The following is a 20,009-nucleotide window of genomic DNA, read 5'->3' as shown; positions in this document are numbered from 1 at the left end:
TTCACATAGCAGATTTGGAAACCGCCGGCGAATCGACAGAAATGGCCACTTGAATTGCTTCCGCATTCAACGATGGAACCGGTAGGAACGCCTTCATCCTCAGAGACAGTGCCAACAATACTGTCACACCACTAAACCTTGTGAGAACCATGCAGATCAAATTAATTCCTCAATACCGGAATGACTCTTTGGATGTCGTTCGCGCCGGCGATGCGCTGATCGTCAACGGCGAAACCTATGACTTCGGGCCGCTACCGAATGGCGCGACGCTGCCAAGCGAAGCTATTGACTGTCCATTCATCCTGGGGGATGTGGAGCGTGACAGTGACGGTGTACTGCGTCTATCCCTCTTGCTGCCTATTCAGCGAGCGGTGTTCCATGATGCGTTGCAAGATATCAACGACCCGGCAGACGGACAGATCGAGCTACCGGTGATCAAGGAGCTTGAATGATCGATTACGCGAAGATCGTCACGGCTGCTGACAAGTTCAATCAGGCGAAGGACGCCCGGCTATCCTATGTCGATGGCGAGTTTGCTAGGGCGGCGACCGCACTTACGGCTGGCTACCCGGAAGCCGAGCGGCTTACGTGGCCCGTCCAGCAGCAAGAGGCGTTGGCATGGGCTGCTGACGCGGGAGCACCCACGCCTTACCTTGATGGACTCGCCGCCGCTCGAGGCATCACGGCGGCCGAGATGCGCCAGAAGACGCTCGACCAAACCCAGCTGTTTATGGTGGCCAGCCAGCAGTTGGTTGGAACACGTCAGAGGCTGCGCGACCTGGTTTATGTGGCGCAGACTCCAGAAGACTTGGACGCCATCGTGTGGCCTACGCAGCAAGACGATCCTCCTGCTGAGTAATGGTGCGGATGTAGTCGAGCTGGCGACGTCCCAACTCGCTTTTTGCCAGAATTCTCGACAGATCGTAGCCGTCCGGATGATAGTAGCGAAGTAGCATTTTCGGGTCTTTGTGACCGGTGATCTTGGCCAACTGGTGAATCTGGTACACGTTGGCCAAGCGGCTGGTGGCCTCGTGACGCATATCGTGGAACCGTAGGTCATCGAAATAGGCCGGCTGCGGACGGCGGCCGTACTTGGCGCAGAGTGCATGGTAATTCTCCTTGGCCTTTGTGCGGGCTCGGATGAATGCCTTTGTGACGCCATCTGGGTCCAGCGTGAAGATCGGGCCGCGCCGCGGGCGCCCATGCAGGTATAGCCGCAGAACGTACTTTGCCCAGGGCGAGAGCGGAACAATGCGCGGCTCACGGTTTTTGGTGATTGGGATATAGATCGTGTCCCGAGTCAGGTCTATGTGCTGGCGCTCGATGCGGGTTATCTCGGCGCGTCGCATAGCGGTCTCGACGGCCAGCCAAAGGATGGTAGGCAGCTGCGCGGACCTGGTTGCATTGATGATCCAGTCCAGCTCGTTGCGCGGGCATTCATCCTCTGAGACACCGCGCAGCCTCATATGATCAAACAGGCGTCGATCCCGTGCGTCATCCACCGCTGGGAGCTGGACAAGTTCGACCGGGTTAGGAATCCAGTCGAAGCCCCATTTCTTCCGGGCGATGGTGTACATGTGGCTGATCATGGCAACGCGCCGGCAGACGGTCGACGGCGCCAAAGTTTCCAGCCATTCGTCCATGATCTGGTGTAGGTCGAGGTTTTTTATCGAAGCGATGGTGCGACTCGCCAACCGGGTGCTGTTCCAGATGCGTTCCAGGCTCTTGGCCTGCTTGATCGAGTTCTTCTGACTCGCTATTTCCACGACGTACAGTGCGAGCGCTGATCGCAGTGTCGGTGCGCTTTTTCTCAGCCTTCTTTCTCGTTTGTTGTTCATGTTGAAAAGCACTGCTTGTATCAGAAAGACCGTCTGTTGCAACACCACATATATCTACCGCCCCGAAAGGGGCCTTTTTTTGCCCGAAGGAAAAGAATGCAGCCGCCAGATAACCCTACTGAAGCCAAAGTATGGGCAGTGCTCATAGGTGCTGCCGGCGCCGCGGTGTCCCTCACGTTCATAAAGGGCCTGACGCGGTGGCAGAAGCTGACCATGGTTGTGTCGGGGACGCTCATGTCCGCCATTTTCACGCAGCCTGTCATTGAGCTTGTCAACATTCCCCGTAATTGGTCTGACGGCGTTGCCTTCCTGGTGGGGCTGATGGCGTGGTCCGTGGTGGGGTCGTTCTTGTCGATGATTCGGAAGGCTGACTGGTGGGAACTCGCCAAAGAGATCATTCGCAGCTGGCTCGTCCGCAAAGGAGGCTGAGATGTTGTTCTACCTTCATCTACTTGCCAACTTCGTCATTGCGCTCGCATGTGTCTGGGCGGTCCTGTCACCCAGGGTAAATGACGGTTGGTTCGGGAAAGGATCACTGATCCTGTTGTGCTTCGCCGCGTTCGCAAATGCTGGATGGGCCTGGATATACCCAGTCGTGCTGGATCGAAGCGAAGTTCTTCTGAATGTTGCCGTGGCCTGCATGGCCGTACGGTGCTATTGGATCAAGAGCCATGCCGCCCAGGTGCGGCGCTGGAGAAAGCGATGCCGCGAATAAGTCCAGACCAAGCCGGCGGCCAGAATGTGTGCGCCTTCCTCGACGCAATAGGGTTCACAGAGGGTACCGACAACAACCGGCAGCTGACCAACGATGAAGGGTATGACGTAATTGTGGGTGGATCACTGTTCACTGATTACAGCCACCATCCAAACAAGCTGGTTCGGGTTAATGCGAAGCTTTCGTCCACGGCTGCCGGCCGGTACCAGATCCTGCACCGGTTCTGGGTGATCTACCAGAAGCGTATGAACCTTCCGGACTTCGGGCCGATCAGCCAGGACCTTTACGCAATCCAGCAGTTGAAGGAACAGGGCGCGTACGGCCGTATTCAGGCGGGCGAGTTTGAGAAGGCAGTCATGCGTTGCAACAACATATGGGCCAGCCTGCCAGGCTCGCCCTATGGCCAGCACACCTACAGCATGGATGAAATGAAGGGCATCTACGTGATGCATGGTGGGACGTATGTTTAAGGCGGCCTTGGCCATGCTGGGTGGGTGGAAAGGATACGCAGCGGCATTCGCCGCGGGCGCAGCCTTGGCCGGATGGGCCGGGTGGAAGGTTCAAGGTTGGCACTTGCGTGCCCAGCATGCAACTGTGCTTGAGCAACAGGCTCAGGCCGTAGTCGAGTCTGTACAGGCCGCCCGCAAAATAGAACAACGGCGTACTGCCGTCTTGGAGAAGGAACGTGATCATGCCATCGAACAAAACGAAGCCCTGGCGGCTGACTTGGCTGCTGGCGCTGCTGTGTCTGAGCGGCTGCGGCGGGAACTCGGTACGGTACGTGCCCGCCACGGAAGCAGCGATACCGCCACTGCCAACGGAAGCTCGAGTGAGCAGGGTACCGACACCATCGGTCTGCTTGCCGAACTGTACGCAAGGATGGACGAGGACGGTCGAGAAGTCACTCGATTCGCTGACCAGCTCCGAATAGCTGGCTACGGCTGTGAGCGAATACACGATGGATTGGTGAACAGCAAATGAGAAATGGAATAAATGCCTTTGTCGGCATGCAGCCGCGCGTCGAGCCGCACCTGCTGCCGCCGGGCGCCGCGCAGACAGCCGTTGATGCCCGCCTGGTGTCCGGCAGCATCGACACGTACCGCAAGCCGGCAGAGGTCACGACACTGGCCAAAGTGGGCACCATCAAGACGATCTACCGGTTCGGTAAGAGCCTGGACACCGACACGCAGCACTGGTTTCACTGGCTGAACGACACGGACGTGACGCGGGGGTCCATCCCCGACGACACCCAGGAGCGTACATACTTCACGGAAGCGGGCCAGGCCCCGAGGGTGACTGATTCCACATTGGCCACGGGTGATGCGCTGATGCCGACGGCAAGCTATCTGCTGGGCATCCCGGCGGCCAGCTCCAGTGCGGCGGTGACCGTGACACCAGGGCCGGACGATCCGGACGGGAACATGGAGCGCCAGCAATGCCTGTTGGCATACACATTTGTCTCGGAGTGGGGTGAAGAGGGGCCTCCCAACGCCGTGTCCGATCCGTTCAACGCTGCTACAGGTGACACGCTGAACGTCGTGAGCATGGAAGGCCCCCCTTCGGGTGCCTACAACATCACGCATAAGCGGCTGTACGTATCTATCACCGACAGCATGGGCAGCGCCGTGTTGCGCTTCTGGAAGGAAATCACGGCCGGCGCCACAACCTACAGCGCTGAGCTGGACATGACGGTGCTGGGCGAAGCGGTACCGGAAAATGCCATGGTGCCGCCGCCCGCGACGATGTTCGGCATTATGGCGCACCCTGGTGGGTTTCTGATCGGCTTTGATGGCCAGCGGGTCCTGCGCTCAGAAACCTTCAAGCCGCATGGTTGGCCCTACTTTTCCCCGGTGGCCGATGATATCGTCGGCGGGGCGATTCTTGGCGCCGCGACCGTCATCTGCACCAAGGGCGGTACGTACATGGCCACCCAGGCCGATCCGATCACATTCACCCCCATTCAGCTCAATGGCTGGCAACCGTGCGTGTCCAAGCGCAGCATTGCCATTCTGGAAAGCGGTGTGGTGTACGCCTCGCCCGACGGTCTGGTGGGGGTTGACGGCACGGGGCAGCTCTCGGTGCTGACCGCCACGATCATGACCCGGGACCAGTGGCAGGCCTACAAGCCGGATTCCATGATGGCTGTCACGCATGACGGCCGGATATTCCTGTTCTATGACACAGGGACCAGCAAGGGCGGCATCATCCTTGAGACCGTGCCCGGCGGGGGAGTGCAGATGTTTCTGACCAGCATCCATGCAACTGCAGCCTTTGCTGACGAACGGCGTGATGCTCTGTTCCTGGTGGTTGAAAATGGCAAGCTCCACAAGTGGGACAGCCATGCTGATGTCTTGACCTTCACATACACGGGCAAGCAGTTCATCGCCGAGCGGCCCCAGAACGTGGGCGCCGCCATGGTGGTTGCCGACGGCTATCCGCTTACTTTTAAGTTCGACGCCGTAGTAAGGACGGATACGGGTGATCGGACCATCTCCTTCACCAAGACAGTGACCAGCGCCCGGCCATTTCGCCTGGATGGTCGTTATCGAGTGCGCGAGTATCAGTACACGATCACCTCCCAGCATAAGGTGACAGCGGTCACCCTGGCGTCCACCCTCGGAAATATCACGGCCGAGTAAACCATGGCAACTTCACGAAAGACCGGCCTGCGTCACGCAGACCTGCCGGGGATCGACCGTGCGCGCTTCCCGGACAATCAGTCGGCCACGCGCTTCGCAGAACAGGTCCGCCAGACTCTGGAAACCCGCTTCGGCAAGGCCGGGCAGAAAATCGATCGCGCTGTGACATGGGGCGACCTGGTGGAAAGCGGCATTGTCAGCATGCGCGGGCCAAAAGGCCAGATCATTCGGGTAGACGATCCCGGCGGCGACTTCATCCCGACAACGCCGCCCGAGGTCGACGGCATTCCGCCGGCGCCCACCGGTTTGCATGTTACCCCCGGCCTGGCCACGATCATCCTTGAGTGGGATCAGCCCACTTTCGCGTACTTTGGATACGCGGAGATTTGGCGCAGCTCTACGGACAATCTGGGCGATGCTGTGCGGGTCGGGCAGACGTTGGCCTGGATATACGCTGACCCGATGGATGCCAGCGCAACCTTTTACTACTGGATCAGGTTTATATCGACCGGTGGGAAGCCTGGCCCCTTTAATTCGGTGGGCGGGGTTTCCGGGACCACATCCCTTGATCCGACCTATCTGATCGACGTCCTGTCGTCCGACAACCCCAACGCGCTGCTGTACGAGATTCCCGAGCCGACCGTCATCAATGGCGTTCCGGTTCCGGCCGGCATCTACATGCGGGACCTGTACGTTGCCAACGGCTCGATGACAAATCTGAAGCTGGCGAACGGGGCCGTTGATACGCTAAAGGTCAGCAGCCTGTCAGCCGAGAAGATCACTTTCGGCGAAATGCACGGTGACCGGATTGAGGCGAACACGCTGGACGCGGACCGGATCACCGTGGAAACGCTGGCCGCGCGCCTGGCGGTGATAACCACAGCCTATGTCGGCACGGCCAACATCGAGAACGCCGCAATCACAGACGCCAAGGTGGCGAACCTGAACGCTGCGAAGTTGACCGCGGGCTTCTTAAGCGCAGACCGCTTGGCGGCCAGCAGCATCACGGCGGGCAAGCTGAACGTGTCTACGCTGTCGGCCATCACGGCCACCATTGGCGTGCTGCGCACCGCGACTTCCGGCTCAAGGCTTGAGATACGGGACAACCTGTTACTGGTGTACGACTCGAGCAACGTGCTGCGGGTCCGTTTGGGTATCTGGTGACTCCATGCCGCAGGGGCTACAGATATTCAACGCAGCGGGGCAGACGATCCTCGATACGTCGTCATTCGCGGCCAGGTTCCTGGGCAGCATGCAGTCCTCGACCTATTCATCCAATGCGAGTGGGTCGATCAACATGGTAGGGCTCAATGGCGGTCTGCCGTTCTACTTTGCGACGCTCACCTACTCGCCCCAAGCGGGCCGATGGCCGCCCAGACTGAGCCTGACCCATAGTGGGCAGACGTTGACCTGGGTGCTTACCACGAACCTTTCGGTGAGCTTCAATCTATTCTGGGGGTCACGATAATGCCAGTGGGATTCCAAGCCCTGGGCACACACGGCGACTACATAATCGATGGTGAGCAGCCGAACTTGATGTTCCTATCGAAGGGGACTGCCAGCGGCTCCGTAACCTTCAACAGCCCGACATACCCGGTCGTGTTTGTCCGGCCAACGGATGGACGAGACATTCGCCTTCGATCAAACGGTGGAACGAGCTATACCTACTTTTGCACCGGATCGTTCAGTTATTGGATATTCTGCTCGCCGCCGTCTTCATACTCCCAGAACTACGGCCTGCAGATATTCAACGCATCTGGCCAGCTCGTCTACACCTCCCTGGAACGGCCCTTACGCATTATGGGCATGTATTCATACACCCGGCCCGCCAAGGCCAAGGGTGGTTTTTGGGCGGGCAGCGGTGTTCCAGGCTGGGAGCTCCCAGTTTTGAACACTGGTGCCATTGGCACTGTGAATCTGGGCGGCAGCAATCTTGCCTTCGCACCAAACATCGATGGCACTGCGGCGTTCGTGTCATTTCAGGGGTCTGGAAGTTCGACGTTGATAGAAACGTATCCGTCCGTCGAGGGGTTAAGGGCGACTTCTACTGGCTTTCAGATATTTGAGTACCGAGTGATACCCGTTCAATGGGGCGTCAGTTGGGATGCAGCATTCGACATGCCGCCATTTGACCCGAGCATTGTTTGGCAAAAACCACCTGGAACCGTAGTCGTAGCCGACATCACTGGATTTTGAACTGAAGCCGCCTTGTGCGGCATTTGTACTTTCACACGCAAGGAATCGACATGCAGCATGAGATTGAAAAAATACTGAATAACAACCTTGGAAACAGGTTGACGAACGAGCTTGTCATTGGTCTGACGGCCCTCCTTGGGCATCAGTGCAGGATTGCCATCGACGCTGCTGCGCAGGACGCACGTCAGCAAGTGATGTCTGAGCTGGCGCAGGTTGACCCGCCGGCGCCGGCTGCCAAGGCCAGTCCGGTCAGACGGCGCGCCGCGGGCAAGAAGGGCTGACCATGCCGGTTTCTAGTGAGCAGCGGCCCGAATACTTCGAGTTCGCATCTAAGGTGCTTGGCACCCCGTTCTCGTACGGAGACCAATGCAAGTGCCTGGCCAGCCTGTCAAGTGACGGCAGGATTTTGGGCGTTGTGATCTACACGCGCATGACGCAATCCGATTGCATGGTCACTGTCGCTTTGGATGAATCGAAGCGGTTCGTTTCAAAACAGTTCCTTGCTTACGCATGCAGTGTGCCGTTTGTCCAATGGAACTATCGGCGCGTAACCGCGTACGTGCGACGCTCGAACACCAGATCGTTGAAGGGTTGTCTCAAGCTGGGTTTTGAAATCGAGGGTTTATTGCGTGAATATTTCGACGGTGAGGACGCCGTCGTTCTGGGCTTGTTGAAAGCCGACTGTAAATACCTTTCTATAGAGGTGAGCTAATGGATGGTCCAACGATCAAGTCAGATCCCGCCGTCGGCCGTGCGTCCGAAGCCAATGCGCAGGTCGCAGAGCGTTCGCAAGATTTGGCCGAGCAAAGCTGGCAATGGAATAAGCAGCTGACCGAGAAGTACGCGCCGGTTTATGAGCAACTGCTGAATAGCGCGATCCGTGAGTCGGAGCAGAACGCAGGCCGCGCTCAGGACCAATGGCAGCAGTATGTCGATATCTTTCAGCCCATCGAGAACCAGATGGCGGCCGAGGCGGTCAACTATGACTCGCCGGAGGAAATGGCGCGCCGTGAAGGCCTGGCTGCCGCTGACGTCGGCAAGCAGTTCGACGCTACACGGGATTCGACCGCCCGTGAAATGGGCAGGATGGGGATATCACCCACTTCGAGCATGGGCCAGCAGGCGCTGGTCGATCAGGGAAACACGGAGGCCCTGGCCAAGGCCGGCGCCGTCACCAAGGCACGCAACGATACCAAGCTGCTGGGCATGTCGCTGCGCCAGGATGCAGCTCGCTTTGGGCGAAACCAGACTGGCACCGGGCTTGCCGCGTCAGCAGCTGCGCTGAATGCTGGTAACGCTGGCACTGGGATCATTGGAGCGCAGACCAACCAAGGCAATGCGGCTGGCACCACTCAGGGATTATTGGGTACTGCGGTGCAGGGCTACAACTCGTCGGGGAATATGGCCCTGAACCAGTGGCAGACCCAAGTGAACGCACAGTCTCAGTCGCAGGCTGGGCTTGGCAGCCTGATTGGGACAGGGCTGATGGCCGGGGCCATGTGGCAGTCTTCGGAAGAGCTCAAGGAAGACAAGAAGCCGGTTGACGACCAGCAAGCTCTTGACGGCCTCATGAAGGTGCCGGTCGAAGAGTGGAAATATAAGGATGGTGTCGCCGATGAAGGTCACCATATCGGACCCTATGCGGAGGATATGCAACGGCAGTTTGGCGACGGCGTGGCGCCCGATGGGCAAGGCCTGGACCCAATCAGCGTCAGCGGTAAGCACCATGCGGCCATCCGGGCACTGGGCAATGAGTTGAAGGCCATTAAGAACGAGCTGGGCCTGGCCAAGGTATCAACCGGGAAAGGCGGGAAGGAGGGCGCGCGGACCAATCGCATGCCAAAAGTTCTCGAAGGCGATCTGACCCCTGGCCTGGTCGGGCTCTAAAACGGATAAAGGAATAGACATGGCAACAGGTGGATTTGCAGGCGGCCTTGCACAGGGCCTGCGCAATGGCGTGAGCCTCTACAACGCGTACGAGGAAGGCCAGGAGCGCAAAGACTCGCGGGCGAAGAGCAAGCGCCTTGAGGAAGAGAACAAGCGCATCGATGAAGCAATCGCACAGGCTGCCCAAACCGGTGGGCAATATCAAGATGCAGGGCTTCAGCCAATCACCACGCAGGGCGCTGCGGCTGCGCAAACCGGCGGCTTGGGACTTGATCCAGTCGCCCAGACGCAGCCAGTGGCCGGCCAACAGCCAGTGCAAGCTGTACCTCTGGGTGGTCAAGCGACAACATCGGCCGGCGGGCTTACACCGGTTTCTCCGCAAGGGCAGTCGGCTGGACTTCCTGCAGTGGATCAGGCCGGCCAAGCGCCTGCCGCTGGCTTGGCGCCCGCTCGCGCACCGACCCCGGCGCCCAACGCCGCCCATAGCCCCGGGCTACAGCCGGCGCAGGGATCGTCCGGGCAGCCGCCTGGAAATCAACAGAATGCTGACATTGGCCGCGCTTTGTCGGGCATCTCGGCCGGTGTCGAGGCCGCTTGGCGCGAGAACCGTCCGGATCGAGCTTTGCAATTGATGGTTCAGCGCGAGAAGCTTTCACAGGCAGGGCGTGATCAGGCATACAGCCAAGCCATGAACCAGTTCACCCTGACACAAGACCCCAACGTCTTTGTGCCACTCGTCAACGATTGGTTGACCACTGGTGTGAAGCTCGACGCCATCACGCCGGCGGCGCAAACCAAGGATGGCATGCCGATCTATATGGTGGAAGGCACGGACCTGCAAAGCGGTAAGAAGTTCAGCCAGCCATTTAGCCAGGCCAAGTTGCAGAGCTACATCCAGGGTGTGGCTGATCCTCAGGTTCAGCGCGCCATGGCGGCCCAGCAGATGGAGCGAGCATACAAAGCGCAGCAAACCTTGTTTGAGCATGACCTGGCTATCGACAAGGAGAAAGCCAAACCCGTCAAAGTGGGCGAGAACGAACGGCTGGTGGACGGAAAAGGAAACGTCATTGCCGAAGGTGCTGCGCTGGACGCCAATAACTTCAGTGGCATGAGCAGCCGTGACCAGAAGCGCCTTGTCGATTCCAACAAGGCTCTATCCGACCAGATATTCAAGTTGAACGGTTTGGACAGCAACAGCTTGTCAGGTATAGGGGAAGACGAGAAGGCGACCGTTCTCCAGCAGATCGCCCTGGCGCAACTGATCAACACCAACAATCCGGGTGTAGGCAGCGAGTCGTCGGGAGCCATCAGCCAGATCGCCTACGAGCTGTCGACCGGTACCAAGAACATCTTGGCCAGCCGCGGGCAGGACGGTCAGATCATCTACTTCGCCCGCGGCATGAACGGCAACGTGGTGATTCCTTCTACCGCCGTTCCGTCGCAAATCCGTAGCCGTTATGAGGGCAATCAGCCCGTGGAGCGCTAAATATGCAATTGGGCAATGATGTCGATTCAACCTTTGCCGACAACGTGAAGGTTCGTCATGATACCGCTCGTGCGCGTGCGCACGCCCCAGCGGCACCGGCCATGGACCCGCAGGCACTGCAACCCATCGATGACGGCGTGGCGCTGTCCTCGCAGGGCCCCGTGAATGCAACACCCGCCGCCAAGCCTGCGCGCGGTGCAGTCAGCCGCAGTGCAATCCAATCATTGGAACCCATTGACGAGGGTATGAGCTTGGTTCCGTCCGCGCCCGCACCTCAGGGGTCGGACGGCGGGATGCTTGACGGCGTCTGGGACGAAGCCAAAGGCTTTGCCGGAAGCGCGGTCGAAGCGACAGGCGGCGCAGTTCGACAAGCTGGAAAACTGCTGCAGGCTGGTTCCTATCTTGGGGCCGGCATCACGGCAAACCCATCAATGGTCATGGATGAGAATCCGTTGGACCCTGCCGCTGACTGGGTTCAGGCGCGTGGCAAGGATATTTCTGGCACCACGTCCATTGCACGCCAACTTGCCAAGGAGAACTCGACCCCGGACGGTAAGCTGACAGACCCTTCTACGTGGACGCTTGGGAGCGATCCGTCCGTACGGGGATATATCGCGCAGGGAACCGACGTCCTTGGGAGCATGGCACCCATTCTACTGACCGGTTTGGTCAGTGGCGTGAGCAAGGCGGCAGCTATGGCTGGCGTCGGCGGGCTGGTGGGTGGCGGTGGCGCCATCGACCAGGCGAGAGAAACGATTGCGAACATGGACGACGATACCCTGGCGAAGGAATCCAGGGTCTATCGCGAGGCCATCGCCGACGGAAGGTCGCCCGCCGAGGCCCGCCAACAAGCCAGTGCTGCAGCTGAAAATTGGGCGTCTGCCCTGACCATGCCAGTGTCTATGGCTGGCGGCGCGCTATTGGGTAAAGCATTGTCGCCTACCGGACGCGTACTTGGTACCCGTGGCGCTACAGCGCAGACAGCCGGCGGCGCGCTATCGACTGCGACGGTTGAGGGCAGCCAGGAGCTGGGCGAGGGCGTGGCTACCCATGTTGGTATCAATCGTGGCGCAGGCACGGAAATAGACCCGCTTGAGGGCTCATTTGGCAATGCCCTGCTTGGCGCCATAGGTGGCGCGGCACCTGGCACGATTCATGGCGCCGCCCATGGCCTAGCCACACGCAATCTGCCGGTCGCTGATTCGTTGCAATCGGACGATATCACGCACAACGGCCAGCCATTCATCACGCTGCCGGCGGCGCGCAAGGCAGCGGCGGAAGCCGGTGATGGCGCGCAGGTGTTCCGTTTGGGCAACCGTTTTGTGGTGCGCAAGGGTCAAGATGCCGGGTCTGAGTTCGTGGATGGGCTGGGCCAGAGCAGCGAGACAAGCGATGATGCAGGCTCGGATGGAGAATCGGGCGCGGCTGACCAGTTGGGTCCGCGCTCAAAGCGCGAAGAGCGTCAGCGCCGAGCTGCTGCCGGCATAAGTGAGGAACGCGCCAGCAGGCCGGCCGCGCAGGAGCCCGTCGAGTTCTCGCCCGGTCAGCAGGTATTCATCCACCAGAACGGCCGCAGCATGCCCGTCGAATTCGTTGGCTATGAGAGCAATGCGGCCACGGCCAATGCTGGCCCAGAACGGATCGCCCGCATCAAAACCGCTGATGGTCGTGGACGCTTTGTCCGCGTCGGGGATCTGGTTGCCGAGCAGCCCGCAGCAGCCCCGGCACTTCCGGCACCTGACGATGTTACGGCGGCTGGCGATGGGTTTGTTGCGCGTCCCACCTTTAATATCCCAACCAATGCCCCCCGTGGCATCCGCAACAATAACCCCGGCAACATCGAGAAGGGCGTGGGGTTCCAGGGTGAGGTCGAGGGCAACGATAGCCGCTTCGCTACGTTCGATTCCCCCGAGTCAGGTATTCGCGGGATCGCGCGCAACCTGTTGACCTATCAGGAGCGGCACGGGCTGGATACGGTCGAGGGAATCATCAATCGGTGGGCCCCGAAGAGCGAGAACGAAACCGGCGCGTACGTGAAAGCGGTCGCCCAGGCCGCCGGCGTTTCTCCGACCGAGTCCTTGAACTTGCGCGACCCTGAAACGATCGAGCGGCTGACGGCGGCCATCATTCAGCACGAAAACGGTATGCAGCCGTATCCTCGTGAACTTGTCCAAGCGGGTGTCCAGGCAGCACTCACGGGAGAGCCAGTGCGTGCCGGCGCGCTGCCGGCCCCCACAATCTCGGTGGACTCGGCGGGCCGGGCTGCCACGGCAGACCAGCGCAACGCCAATCCGGACCCGGCTTTGGGCTTGAGCCCGGATGTCGAGCAGGCCGCCCGCAATCACCCAGGACGCTTGGAAGCGGCCATGCACGAGGCGCAGACCTCACCTCATAACGACCTGCCGGAGCCGACCGATGCGCAGAAGGAGGCTGGAAACTACAAAAAGGGCCACGTTACGATTGACGGCCTGGAGATATCTATCGAAAACCCGGAAGGGTCCGTACGGTCTGGGACCGACGAAGATGGGAACGCCTGGTCGAACACGCTGAAGTCGCACTATGGATATATCCGCCGCACCGTCGGCGCCGATGGCGACCACGTCGATACCTTCATCAAACCGGGTGCTGCGCCGGCGGCCGACGGGCAGGTCTTTGCCATAGATCAGATCAACCCGAAAACCGGCAAGTTCGATGAAACAAAGGTCATGCTGGGCTATGGTTCCCAGCAAGAGGCCGAGGCAGCGTACAAGGCGAACTATGCGCCGGACTGGCAAGGCATGGGTACGGTCACGCCCATGGATATGCCGTCGTTCAAAGCATGGATTACAGACGGCGATACGACCAGGCCGGCGGCGGGCTACCAGTCGCAAGCTGGGCTTGGCACCATCGCGTCGTCCGAAGCGAATCCGGCGACCGGTAGCGGGTTTGTCATGCGGTCCGAAGCACAAAAGCATGCTGACAGTATTGGGGGGCACGTGGTCAAGGATGGCAAGCGCTTCCGGGTCAGCAATGAAATACCGGGTGCAGACGTTCGCCCGCCGGGTGGTGGTCAAAGCCCCATAAGCACTGTAGTTACCCCGTCTGGCCGGGAGGTGAAAGTTCGCCACCGGGTGGTGGAGGCGGGCGAATTGATCCCTTCGCACACCGACACGGGGCAAAGCAACCCGCGCTATCCTTCATCGCTGCAGCCGCGAGACCGGTCGCGCGGCGCGTCTGACGTCCAAGTCAACGATATCGCGCAGAATCTGCGCCCAGCCATGCTGGGCGTGAGCGCCACCACGTCCGATGGCGCACCGATCATCTCCCATCGTGGTGTTGTGGAAAGCGGCAATGGCCGTACCCTGGCCATCAAGCGGGCATACAGCAACAACCCGGAGCGCGCCCAGGCATACCGTAAATGGTTGCAGGACCAGGGCTATGCGGTCAAAGGCATGAAGGCGCCCGTGCTGGTCCGCCAGCGTGAAACAGAAATGTCCGATGCCGACCTTCGGGCATACACGCGTGAATCCAATGAGCGCACCACGGCGCAAATGTCCGCGACCGAGCAGGCGCAGGCCGATGCTAAGTCGATCGCGCCCGTCCTTGGCGACTATGTTGGTGGCGACGTTGCGTCGGCGGCCAACCGTGAGTTCGTACGCAAGTTCGTGCGTGATGTGGTGTCCAAAGCCGACCAAGGCAGTATGTTCAGTTCTGACGGTGTGTTGTCGCAGGCTGGGCGCCGGCGCCTGGAAGCGGCATTGATGGCCGCGGCGTACGACAGCCCAGAGCTCGTGAGCGATTCCTTTGAGAGCGGCGATAGTGATATCAAGTCCATAAGCGGGGCCCTGCTGGATGTTGCGGGGCCGTGGGCGCAGATGCGTTCAGATGCGCGTGCCGGCGGCATACCGGCCGATCTGGACACGACGGCGCACCTAGTGGAAGCCGTTAATCTCGTGCGGCGGGCGCGCGCCGAAGGCAAGGGCATTTATGATCTGGCAAACCAGAACGATATTCTGACCGGCCCGGTAGACCCTGCGATCACACAGTTTCTACGCCTGTTCTTTGGTGGTGAGAAATTCACGCGCCCGCGTGGACGCAAGCCGATATCGGAAGACCTGTCGGCCTATGTAAGTCTTGCGCAATCAACGGTGCCGGGCGACAATATGTTCGGTGATTCCCCGCCCAGCGGGGAACAATTATTAGGGACTGTCAATGGCCGACGGCAAGCAAACGAAAACACAGGAGAACAAGCAGGGCTCTTTACGGGCCAGGCTGACGATGCTGCAGGCGATGAGGCAGGGAGCCGAGAAGCGCGGCGACAAGGAAATGCTGGAGTACGTGAACCAGCAGACGCGCGCGGCCAACGATCCGAAGTAAGGGCTGCAAATAGCCGGCCGCACGAAAGCCGTGCCGGCTCCACTCCAAAATTAAAGGGCTTCGCTGGCGAAATCCAGTCGATGGTTGATGCCGTCATGGCCGAGCTGCCGGGCGCCGGCGGCTTGCAGGTCCGAGTTGTAAACCGCTCTGCGCAAGTTCCAGAAAATTACCGGCCATCCATTCATGCGGAAGGTGTCTATTATCCTGCGCAGGGTGCCGGACGTGTATATCTGGTGGCTGACAATCTATCCAGTGTCGACCGTGCGCGCCAGGTCCTGGCGCATGAGATCGTGGGCCACTTCGGCATGGAAGCGCTGCTTGGCGATCGCTTTGCTGACGTACTGGCGGATATCGAGCGTCTGACCGCCATACCATCTGGTGTAAAGCTGGGCATCCAGCGCCCAGGCGACAAATACTATGCGACGCTTCACGCCGTGAAGATGGACTATCCGGATTACTCGCCGGAGAACCAAGCCCGCGAAGTCCTGGCCAGGATGGCCGAAACCAATGTGCGGCCGTTCTTTCTGGAAAGGGTGTATGCATATATCCGCAAGTTCCTGCGATCGCTTGGGCTGGCCGGCCGGTATTCGGCAGAAGAAATAAAGGGCATGGTGGTCGACGCAGCGCAACGCCTGCGCACCGGAACGCCGGAGCAAAGTCGCGCGGGCGCGTTGACTGCCGCTGAATCACTGCGTCGGGCTGAATCGCGCCGGCAAGCGAAACCCGTTGATCTGCCTGATGCTATCGTCGGCAATCCGCTTGGGGCCGCGGGTAAGCATCCAGATTACAAAGCGGCGAAGGCAGGCGACACTGATGCGGCCATCCGCTTGGTGGGGGATCTGGTGTCGCCCGACATTATTCGACAAATACGATCTGCTATTGGTGATCAGGACGTAACGATTGTTCCGGTGGCGTCCATCGAGGCGACGGGTGAGAACCGGATACCTCCTGTGACGGCAGCTCGCATCGCAGAAGCCCTGGGTGCGCAAGCTGACGACGGTGGTATATATCAGTCGGTAAAAGCCAAGCGCAGCGCCCTGGGCGGATTGGACCGGCTCTTTCAGCAGCCGGAGTTCGAGGGCCCCGTGCAGAAAGGAAGGGCGTATTTCCTTGTGGATGACACCCTGACGCAAGGGGGCACATTTGCGGCACTGGCGCAGCATATTGAGGCTGGTGGTGGCCGCGTTGTCGGTAGCTTTGCATTGACTGGAAAGCAGTACAGCGCTACATTACGGCTATCATCCGATACATTAAATCAAGTCCGAGAACGCTATGGCGACATCGAAAACCAATTCCGTGAAGCGACAGGCCGCGGCTTCGACTCGCTCACCGAGTCAGAAGGTCGATACCTCGCCAAGCATGACGCGCCTGACGCCGTCCGAGATCGCATCGCTGCAGCGCGGCACGCGCGACGCGATGGCCAAGGCCAGGCAAGCGTTCCGGACCCATTAGATTCTGACCGCCAGACACCGAAAGCCCCTCCGAGTGAGGGGCTTTCTGATTCTGGTCCCATGGAATCGCGCGCAGCGACGGCCGGCCACATTCCACCGGGAGCCCAGTCTGAACCGCGCTATCGCGGGGATGTTGAGCGCCCGGGCGAGAGCTTGTCGCGTGCAGAGCGTGCAATTCGCCAAAGTGCACTTGGCAAGATTGGTGCGTTCTCCGAAGTCGAGCCATTCAAAGAGCGGGCCAAGAAGCTCACTGCTGGTTGGCCGCAAAAGCTGCAGCAGGGCATATTCGATCAGTTCGCAGCGCTGAAGAACCTGGACGTCGTCGCCTACATGCAGGCCCGGTTATCGAAGGGTACCGACGGCGCCGTCGAGGCCGTCTTCAGGCATGGCAAGGTCACGCTCAAGGATGGGGCGCTCGATGTAGATAGCACAGGCGGCCTGGCCGATGTGTTGGCGCAACTACGGGGCGAACATGATTTCTTCTTCGCTTGGGTTGCCGGCAATCGGGCCGAGCGGTTGGCTGCTGAAGGGCGCGAGAATCTTTTTACGCCTGACGATATTCGGGTGTTAAAAAATCTGAACCGGGGGGACAAGAACTTCAAGGACCGGGCCCAAGTCTACGCGAAGGCGTTAAAGGAGTTCAACGAGCTGCAGCAGTCTGTCATGGATGTAGCCGAACAGGCCGGGCTGATCGACGCCGACGGGCGCAAGACATGGGAGCATGAGTTCTACGTTCCCTTCTATCGGGTCATGGAGGAAGATCAAACTGGGACCATGGGGCCCGGGCAGGTCAACGGGCTGGTCGGCCAGCGTGCATTCAAGAAATTGAAGGGCGGCCAGGAGAAGCTGGGCGACCTGCTGGGGAACACGCTCTCGAACTGGTCTCATCTACTGTCCGCGTCAATGAAGAACCTTGCCGCGCAGAAGGCGCTGGAAACTGCACAAGAGGTTGGCGTTGCCGAAAAGGTCAGGGCGGCCGAGAAGGGCAGCGTCCGGGTGATGACGAAAGGCAAGGAAGTCCACTACCTGGTCAGCGATCCGATGGTGTTGGATTCCATCACAGCGTTGAGCCACATGGACTCGAGTGCGCCAGTGATGAGGGCAATGCGCAAATTCAAGCACTACCTGACAACCGGTGTGACTTTAAGCCCCACCTTCCGGCTCCGAAACCTTGCACGCGACTCGCTTTCAGCGATGGCCACGACCGACATTTCCTACAACCCAGTCAAGAACATGGCCGATGGGTGGCGCGGTACCAGCTCACAGTCGCCCACGTATCAGCGTCTGCTGGCCGGCGGGGGTGCCGTGCGGTTCGGATCATTCAATGACGGCGACCAGGCGGCCAACGCCAAGCGTTTGATTGAACGTGGCGTCGACGCCGACCAGATACTGGACTCGCAAAGCAAGGTGAAACGGGCTTTTCGCGGAGCATTCGAGTGGTATCAGGAACTGGGTGATCGGGCCGAAACGGTCAACCGTGCCGCCATCTATGAAAAGGCCATTGCCGATGGCAAGAGCCACCTGGAAGCCAGCTACATGGCCCGCGACCTGATGGACTTTACCTCGGGTGGTAGCTTCGCCTCCATACGCATGCTCAGCCAGGTGGTGCCGTTCTTCAACGCCCGCCTGCAGGGCATGTACAAGTTGGGCCGGGCCGCCAAAGACGATCCGCGTCGATTCGCCACGGTTACCGGCGCCGTCGCCATGGCTTCGTCCTTGTTTTACCTGCTGGGCAAGGATGATGACGAGTACAAGGAGCTGCCAGACTGGGTTCGCAATACGTATTGGGTGACTCGGATGCCCGGTACTGGTAAATTCGTCTACATTCCGAAGCCGTTTGAAGTGGGCGCACTTGGTACGGTGGTCGAGCGCATGACTGAATTGATGGTTGCTGGTGACGATTACCAGGCCAAGGATTTTGCCGATACGCTGCTGCACATCATGGGCGACCAGCTGGCGATGAATCCGGTACCGCAGCTGTTCAAACCGGTGATGGGCGCCGCCTTCAACTACGACGACTTCCGCGGCGTCAATATTGACAGCATGAGTCAGATGCGGCTGCCGGCCGGTGATCGCCACACGGCCCGAACCAGCGCCGGGGCGGTTGCTGTTGGTCAATCCTTGAACATATCACCCCAGCGGCTGGAGTTCATGCTGCGCGGTTACTTTGGGTGGCTGGGCACGCAAGCGCTTAATGCGGCAGACTTTGCGGCCAGGCCATTCATGGATATGCCGGAAAACCCGATGCGCGATTCCTCTCGCGTGGATAACTGGTTCGTCATCGGTGACTTCGTCAAGGAGGCGGGCGGGCGCAGCAGCAAGTACGTGCAGCGATTCTACGACCAGCAGCGCGAGATTGAGCAGGTCTACGCGGCATACTCTGAAGCCCGCAAGGCTGGGGACGTCGAGCGTGCAATCGAGCTGGCCGGGCGCGATGAAATCAAACTGCGCCCGATCTACCGGGCAGCGAGCAAACAGCTACAGACGATCAACCGCAATATCCGGGCGATCGATAACGACAAAACGCTGGATGCCGCTACCAAGGTTCTGAGGCGAGATATGCTGTACCAGCAGCGCAATCGCTTAGTGGCCCTGGCCGACGAACGGGCACGTCAATCAGGACGTTAATCCTGGGCTGGGGTTTCGGTTGCCAATGATTCGGCTGGGAAGCCGGTCAAGAGCGAATCGGCCGGCGCCCCAGCCAACCACCCCTCGTAATCCTCATCGGGCAGGATGACGACCATCCTCTTCTCTTTGTCTGGGCGGTGATAGTGCTTGAAAAGCGGGTGGCCGTCGGCATTGATGGTCAGCATCGTGTAGGAATCCTGCCACTGCCCGGTGTTGTCTTGATACCGGTCCCATAATCCGGCGATGCCCATCGGGGCCCCATTGGCTCGGGTGAAGCGGGTGGGGACGGCTTTGCCAGTACGCCAGTCTGGCTCGTAGATCGCTTCAGCTGGCACGATGCACCGTTGACCCTTCGCCCAAGCATTTCTGAAGCTATACAGTTTGGATGCGGTTTCCGCTCGAGCGTTGGACGTGGGTAGCTTCTCGGCCTTGGGTAGATAGTCAGGTCTGGTTTGGGCGGGGATCAGGCCCCACCGGCCGACGACGATCTCGCGGTTCTCACCCCGCAGGAATACTCCGGGCTTTCGCGGATACATGTCCCATTTTGGGGGCAGTGGCATACCGTGTGCACGAAAATACTTCTCCATCCGGTCCCGGTCTTTAAGCATCTGATAGTGGCTGCACATCATCGCCTCCTGGCCCGAAATCGTCTGTGCGTATGTATTGACCTTTGGATTCTATGTGATTCCGGTGGGCCAGGGCAAAGGCCCATTGGTCAAGGTCCGGCTGTTCATCCTTAGGTCTACTCTCGCGCCAGTGCGCCTGGACGGCGGGCTCTCGCATGAGCGACCGGGCGTATGTCTCGAATGCGAT

General features: G+C 59.7%; 15 protein-coding genes. 13 read left to right on the top strand and 2 right to left on the bottom strand.

The window, feature by feature from the left end; genetic code table 11:
• Positions 1-149 precede the first annotated feature (149 nt).
• Together RE432_RS14815 and RE432_RS14810 are read left to right on the top strand one after the other, a co-directional pair.
• Positions 150-452, top strand: coding sequence for a hypothetical protein (locus tag RE432_RS14815; protein WP_310934183.1), 303 nt, complete (start codon positions 150-152; stop codon positions 450-452).
• Positions 449-859 (top strand): hypothetical protein, encoded by a 411-nt coding sequence (locus tag RE432_RS14810; protein ID WP_310934181.1) that lies wholly within the window; start codon positions 449-451, stop codon positions 857-859. The genes RE432_RS14815 and RE432_RS14810 overlap by 4 nt, the downstream gene beginning before the upstream one ends.
• Here RE432_RS14810 and RE432_RS14805 read toward each other — a convergent pair.
• On the bottom strand, positions 828-1,838 hold the full coding sequence (locus RE432_RS14805; protein ID WP_310934180.1) for a site-specific integrase: 1,011 nt from the start codon (positions 1,836-1,838) through the stop codon (positions 828-830). The genes RE432_RS14810 and RE432_RS14805 overlap by 32 nt on opposite strands.
• Before the next feature lie 96 nt (positions 1,839-1,934).
• Between RE432_RS14805 and RE432_RS14800 the strand changes: the two genes are divergently transcribed.
• From RE432_RS14800 to RE432_RS14750, 11 genes are all read left to right on the top strand, one after another.
• On the top strand, positions 1,935-2,267 hold the full coding sequence (locus tag RE432_RS14800) for a hypothetical protein (RefSeq protein WP_310934179.1): 333 nt from the start codon (positions 1,935-1,937) through the stop codon (positions 2,265-2,267).
• A gap of 273 nt (positions 2,268-2,540) precedes the next feature.
• Positions 2,541-3,023: a glycoside hydrolase family 104 protein gene (locus tag RE432_RS14795; RefSeq protein ID WP_310934178.1), complete on the top strand. Its 483-nt coding sequence runs from the start codon at positions 2,541-2,543 to the stop codon at positions 3,021-3,023.
• Positions 3,016-3,534 (top strand): DUF2514 family protein, encoded by a 519-nt coding sequence (locus tag RE432_RS14790; RefSeq protein ID WP_310934177.1) that lies wholly within the window; start codon positions 3,016-3,018, stop codon positions 3,532-3,534. The genes RE432_RS14795 and RE432_RS14790 overlap by 8 nt, the downstream gene beginning before the upstream one ends.
• Positions 3,531-5,192, top strand: coding sequence for a hypothetical protein (locus tag RE432_RS14785; protein ID WP_310934176.1), 1,662 nt, complete (start codon positions 3,531-3,533; stop codon positions 5,190-5,192). The genes RE432_RS14790 and RE432_RS14785 overlap by 4 nt, the downstream gene beginning before the upstream one ends.
• Before the next feature lie 3 nt (positions 5,193-5,195).
• Positions 5,196-6,356, top strand: coding sequence for a hypothetical protein (locus tag RE432_RS14780; protein WP_310934175.1), 1,161 nt, complete (start codon positions 5,196-5,198; stop codon positions 6,354-6,356).
• Positions 6,357-6,728: 372 nt separating this feature from the next.
• Positions 6,729-7,388 carry a hypothetical protein gene (locus tag RE432_RS14775; RefSeq protein WP_310934174.1) on the top strand — a complete coding sequence of 220 codons (660 nt, stop codon included), beginning with the start codon at positions 6,729-6,731 and terminating at the stop codon, positions 7,386-7,388.
• Positions 7,389-7,438: 50 nt separating this feature from the next.
• A complete protein-coding gene (locus RE432_RS14770) occupies positions 7,439-7,669 on the top strand; it encodes a hypothetical protein (protein WP_310934173.1) in 231 nt (76 codons plus the stop codon).
• Positions 7,670-7,671: 2 nt separating this feature from the next.
• Complete coding sequence (locus tag RE432_RS14765) at positions 7,672-8,100, top strand: GNAT family protein (protein ID WP_310934172.1); 429 nt, start codon at positions 7,672-7,674, stop codon at positions 8,098-8,100.
• Complete coding sequence (locus RE432_RS14760; protein ID WP_310934171.1) at positions 8,100-9,275, top strand: tail fiber domain-containing protein; 1,176 nt, start codon at positions 8,100-8,102, stop codon at positions 9,273-9,275. The genes RE432_RS14765 and RE432_RS14760 overlap by 1 nt, the downstream gene beginning before the upstream one ends.
• 19 nt (positions 9,276-9,294) lie before the next feature.
• Complete coding sequence (locus RE432_RS14755; protein WP_310934170.1) at positions 9,295-10,761, top strand: hypothetical protein; 1,467 nt, start codon at positions 9,295-9,297, stop codon at positions 10,759-10,761.
• Positions 10,762-10,763: 2 nt separating this feature from the next.
• Positions 10,764-19,196: an LPD38 domain-containing protein gene (locus RE432_RS14750; protein WP_310934169.1), complete on the top strand. Its 8,433-nt coding sequence runs from the start codon at positions 10,764-10,766 to the stop codon at positions 19,194-19,196.
• On the opposite strand, the gene RE432_RS14745 is transcribed toward RE432_RS14750, so the two are convergent.
• On the bottom strand, positions 19,193-19,825 hold the full coding sequence (locus RE432_RS14745) for an SOS response-associated peptidase family protein (RefSeq protein WP_310934168.1): 633 nt from the start codon (positions 19,823-19,825) through the stop codon (positions 19,193-19,195). The genes RE432_RS14750 and RE432_RS14745 overlap by 4 nt on opposite strands.
• Between the last annotated feature and the right edge of the window lie 184 nt (positions 19,826-20,009).

Source organism: Pusillimonas sp. SM2304 (assembly GCF_031628915.1).
In the GTDB taxonomy this organism is placed as follows: Bacteria; Pseudomonadota; Gammaproteobacteria; order Burkholderiales; family Burkholderiaceae_B; genus Pusillimonas_C.
The sequence above is the reverse complement of the archived record's forward strand: the minus strand, read 5'-3'. Positions and strand labels throughout refer to the sequence as shown.

Excerpts from the sequence above, each read along its gene's own strand:
- RE432_RS14750 (WP_310934169.1), top strand. The coding sequence starts at position 10,764 with ATGCAATTGGGCAATGATGTCGATTCAACCTTTGCCGACAACGTGAAG.
- RE432_RS14745 (WP_310934168.1), bottom strand. The coding sequence starts at position 19,825 with ATGATGTGCAGCCACTATCAGATGCTTAAAGACCGGGACCGGATGGAG.
- RE432_RS14795 (WP_310934178.1), top strand. The coding sequence starts at position 2,541 with ATGCCGCGAATAAGTCCAGACCAAGCCGGCGGCCAGAATGTGTGCGCC.
- RE432_RS14770 (WP_310934173.1), top strand. The coding sequence starts at position 7,439 with ATGCAGCATGAGATTGAAAAAATACTGAATAACAACCTTGGAAACAGG.
- RE432_RS14765 (WP_310934172.1), top strand. The coding sequence starts at position 7,672 with ATGCCGGTTTCTAGTGAGCAGCGGCCCGAATACTTCGAGTTCGCATCT.
- RE432_RS14790 (WP_310934177.1), top strand. The coding sequence starts at position 3,016 with ATGTTTAAGGCGGCCTTGGCCATGCTGGGTGGGTGGAAAGGATACGCA.
- RE432_RS14780 (WP_310934175.1), top strand. The coding sequence starts at position 5,196 with ATGGCAACTTCACGAAAGACCGGCCTGCGTCACGCAGACCTGCCGGGG.
- RE432_RS14805 (WP_310934180.1), bottom strand. The coding sequence starts at position 1,838 with ATGAACAACAAACGAGAAAGAAGGCTGAGAAAAAGCGCACCGACACTG.
- RE432_RS14760 (WP_310934171.1), top strand. The coding sequence starts at position 8,100 with ATGGATGGTCCAACGATCAAGTCAGATCCCGCCGTCGGCCGTGCGTCC.
- RE432_RS14785 (WP_310934176.1), top strand. The coding sequence starts at position 3,531 with ATGAGAAATGGAATAAATGCCTTTGTCGGCATGCAGCCGCGCGTCGAG.
- RE432_RS14810 (WP_310934181.1), top strand. The coding sequence starts at position 449 with ATGATCGATTACGCGAAGATCGTCACGGCTGCTGACAAGTTCAATCAG.
- RE432_RS14800 (WP_310934179.1), top strand. The coding sequence starts at position 1,935 with ATGCAGCCGCCAGATAACCCTACTGAAGCCAAAGTATGGGCAGTGCTC.
- RE432_RS14755 (WP_310934170.1), top strand. The coding sequence starts at position 9,295 with ATGGCAACAGGTGGATTTGCAGGCGGCCTTGCACAGGGCCTGCGCAAT.
- RE432_RS14775 (WP_310934174.1), top strand. The coding sequence starts at position 6,729 with ATGTTCCTATCGAAGGGGACTGCCAGCGGCTCCGTAACCTTCAACAGC.
- RE432_RS14815 (WP_310934183.1), top strand. The coding sequence starts at position 150 with ATGCAGATCAAATTAATTCCTCAATACCGGAATGACTCTTTGGATGTC.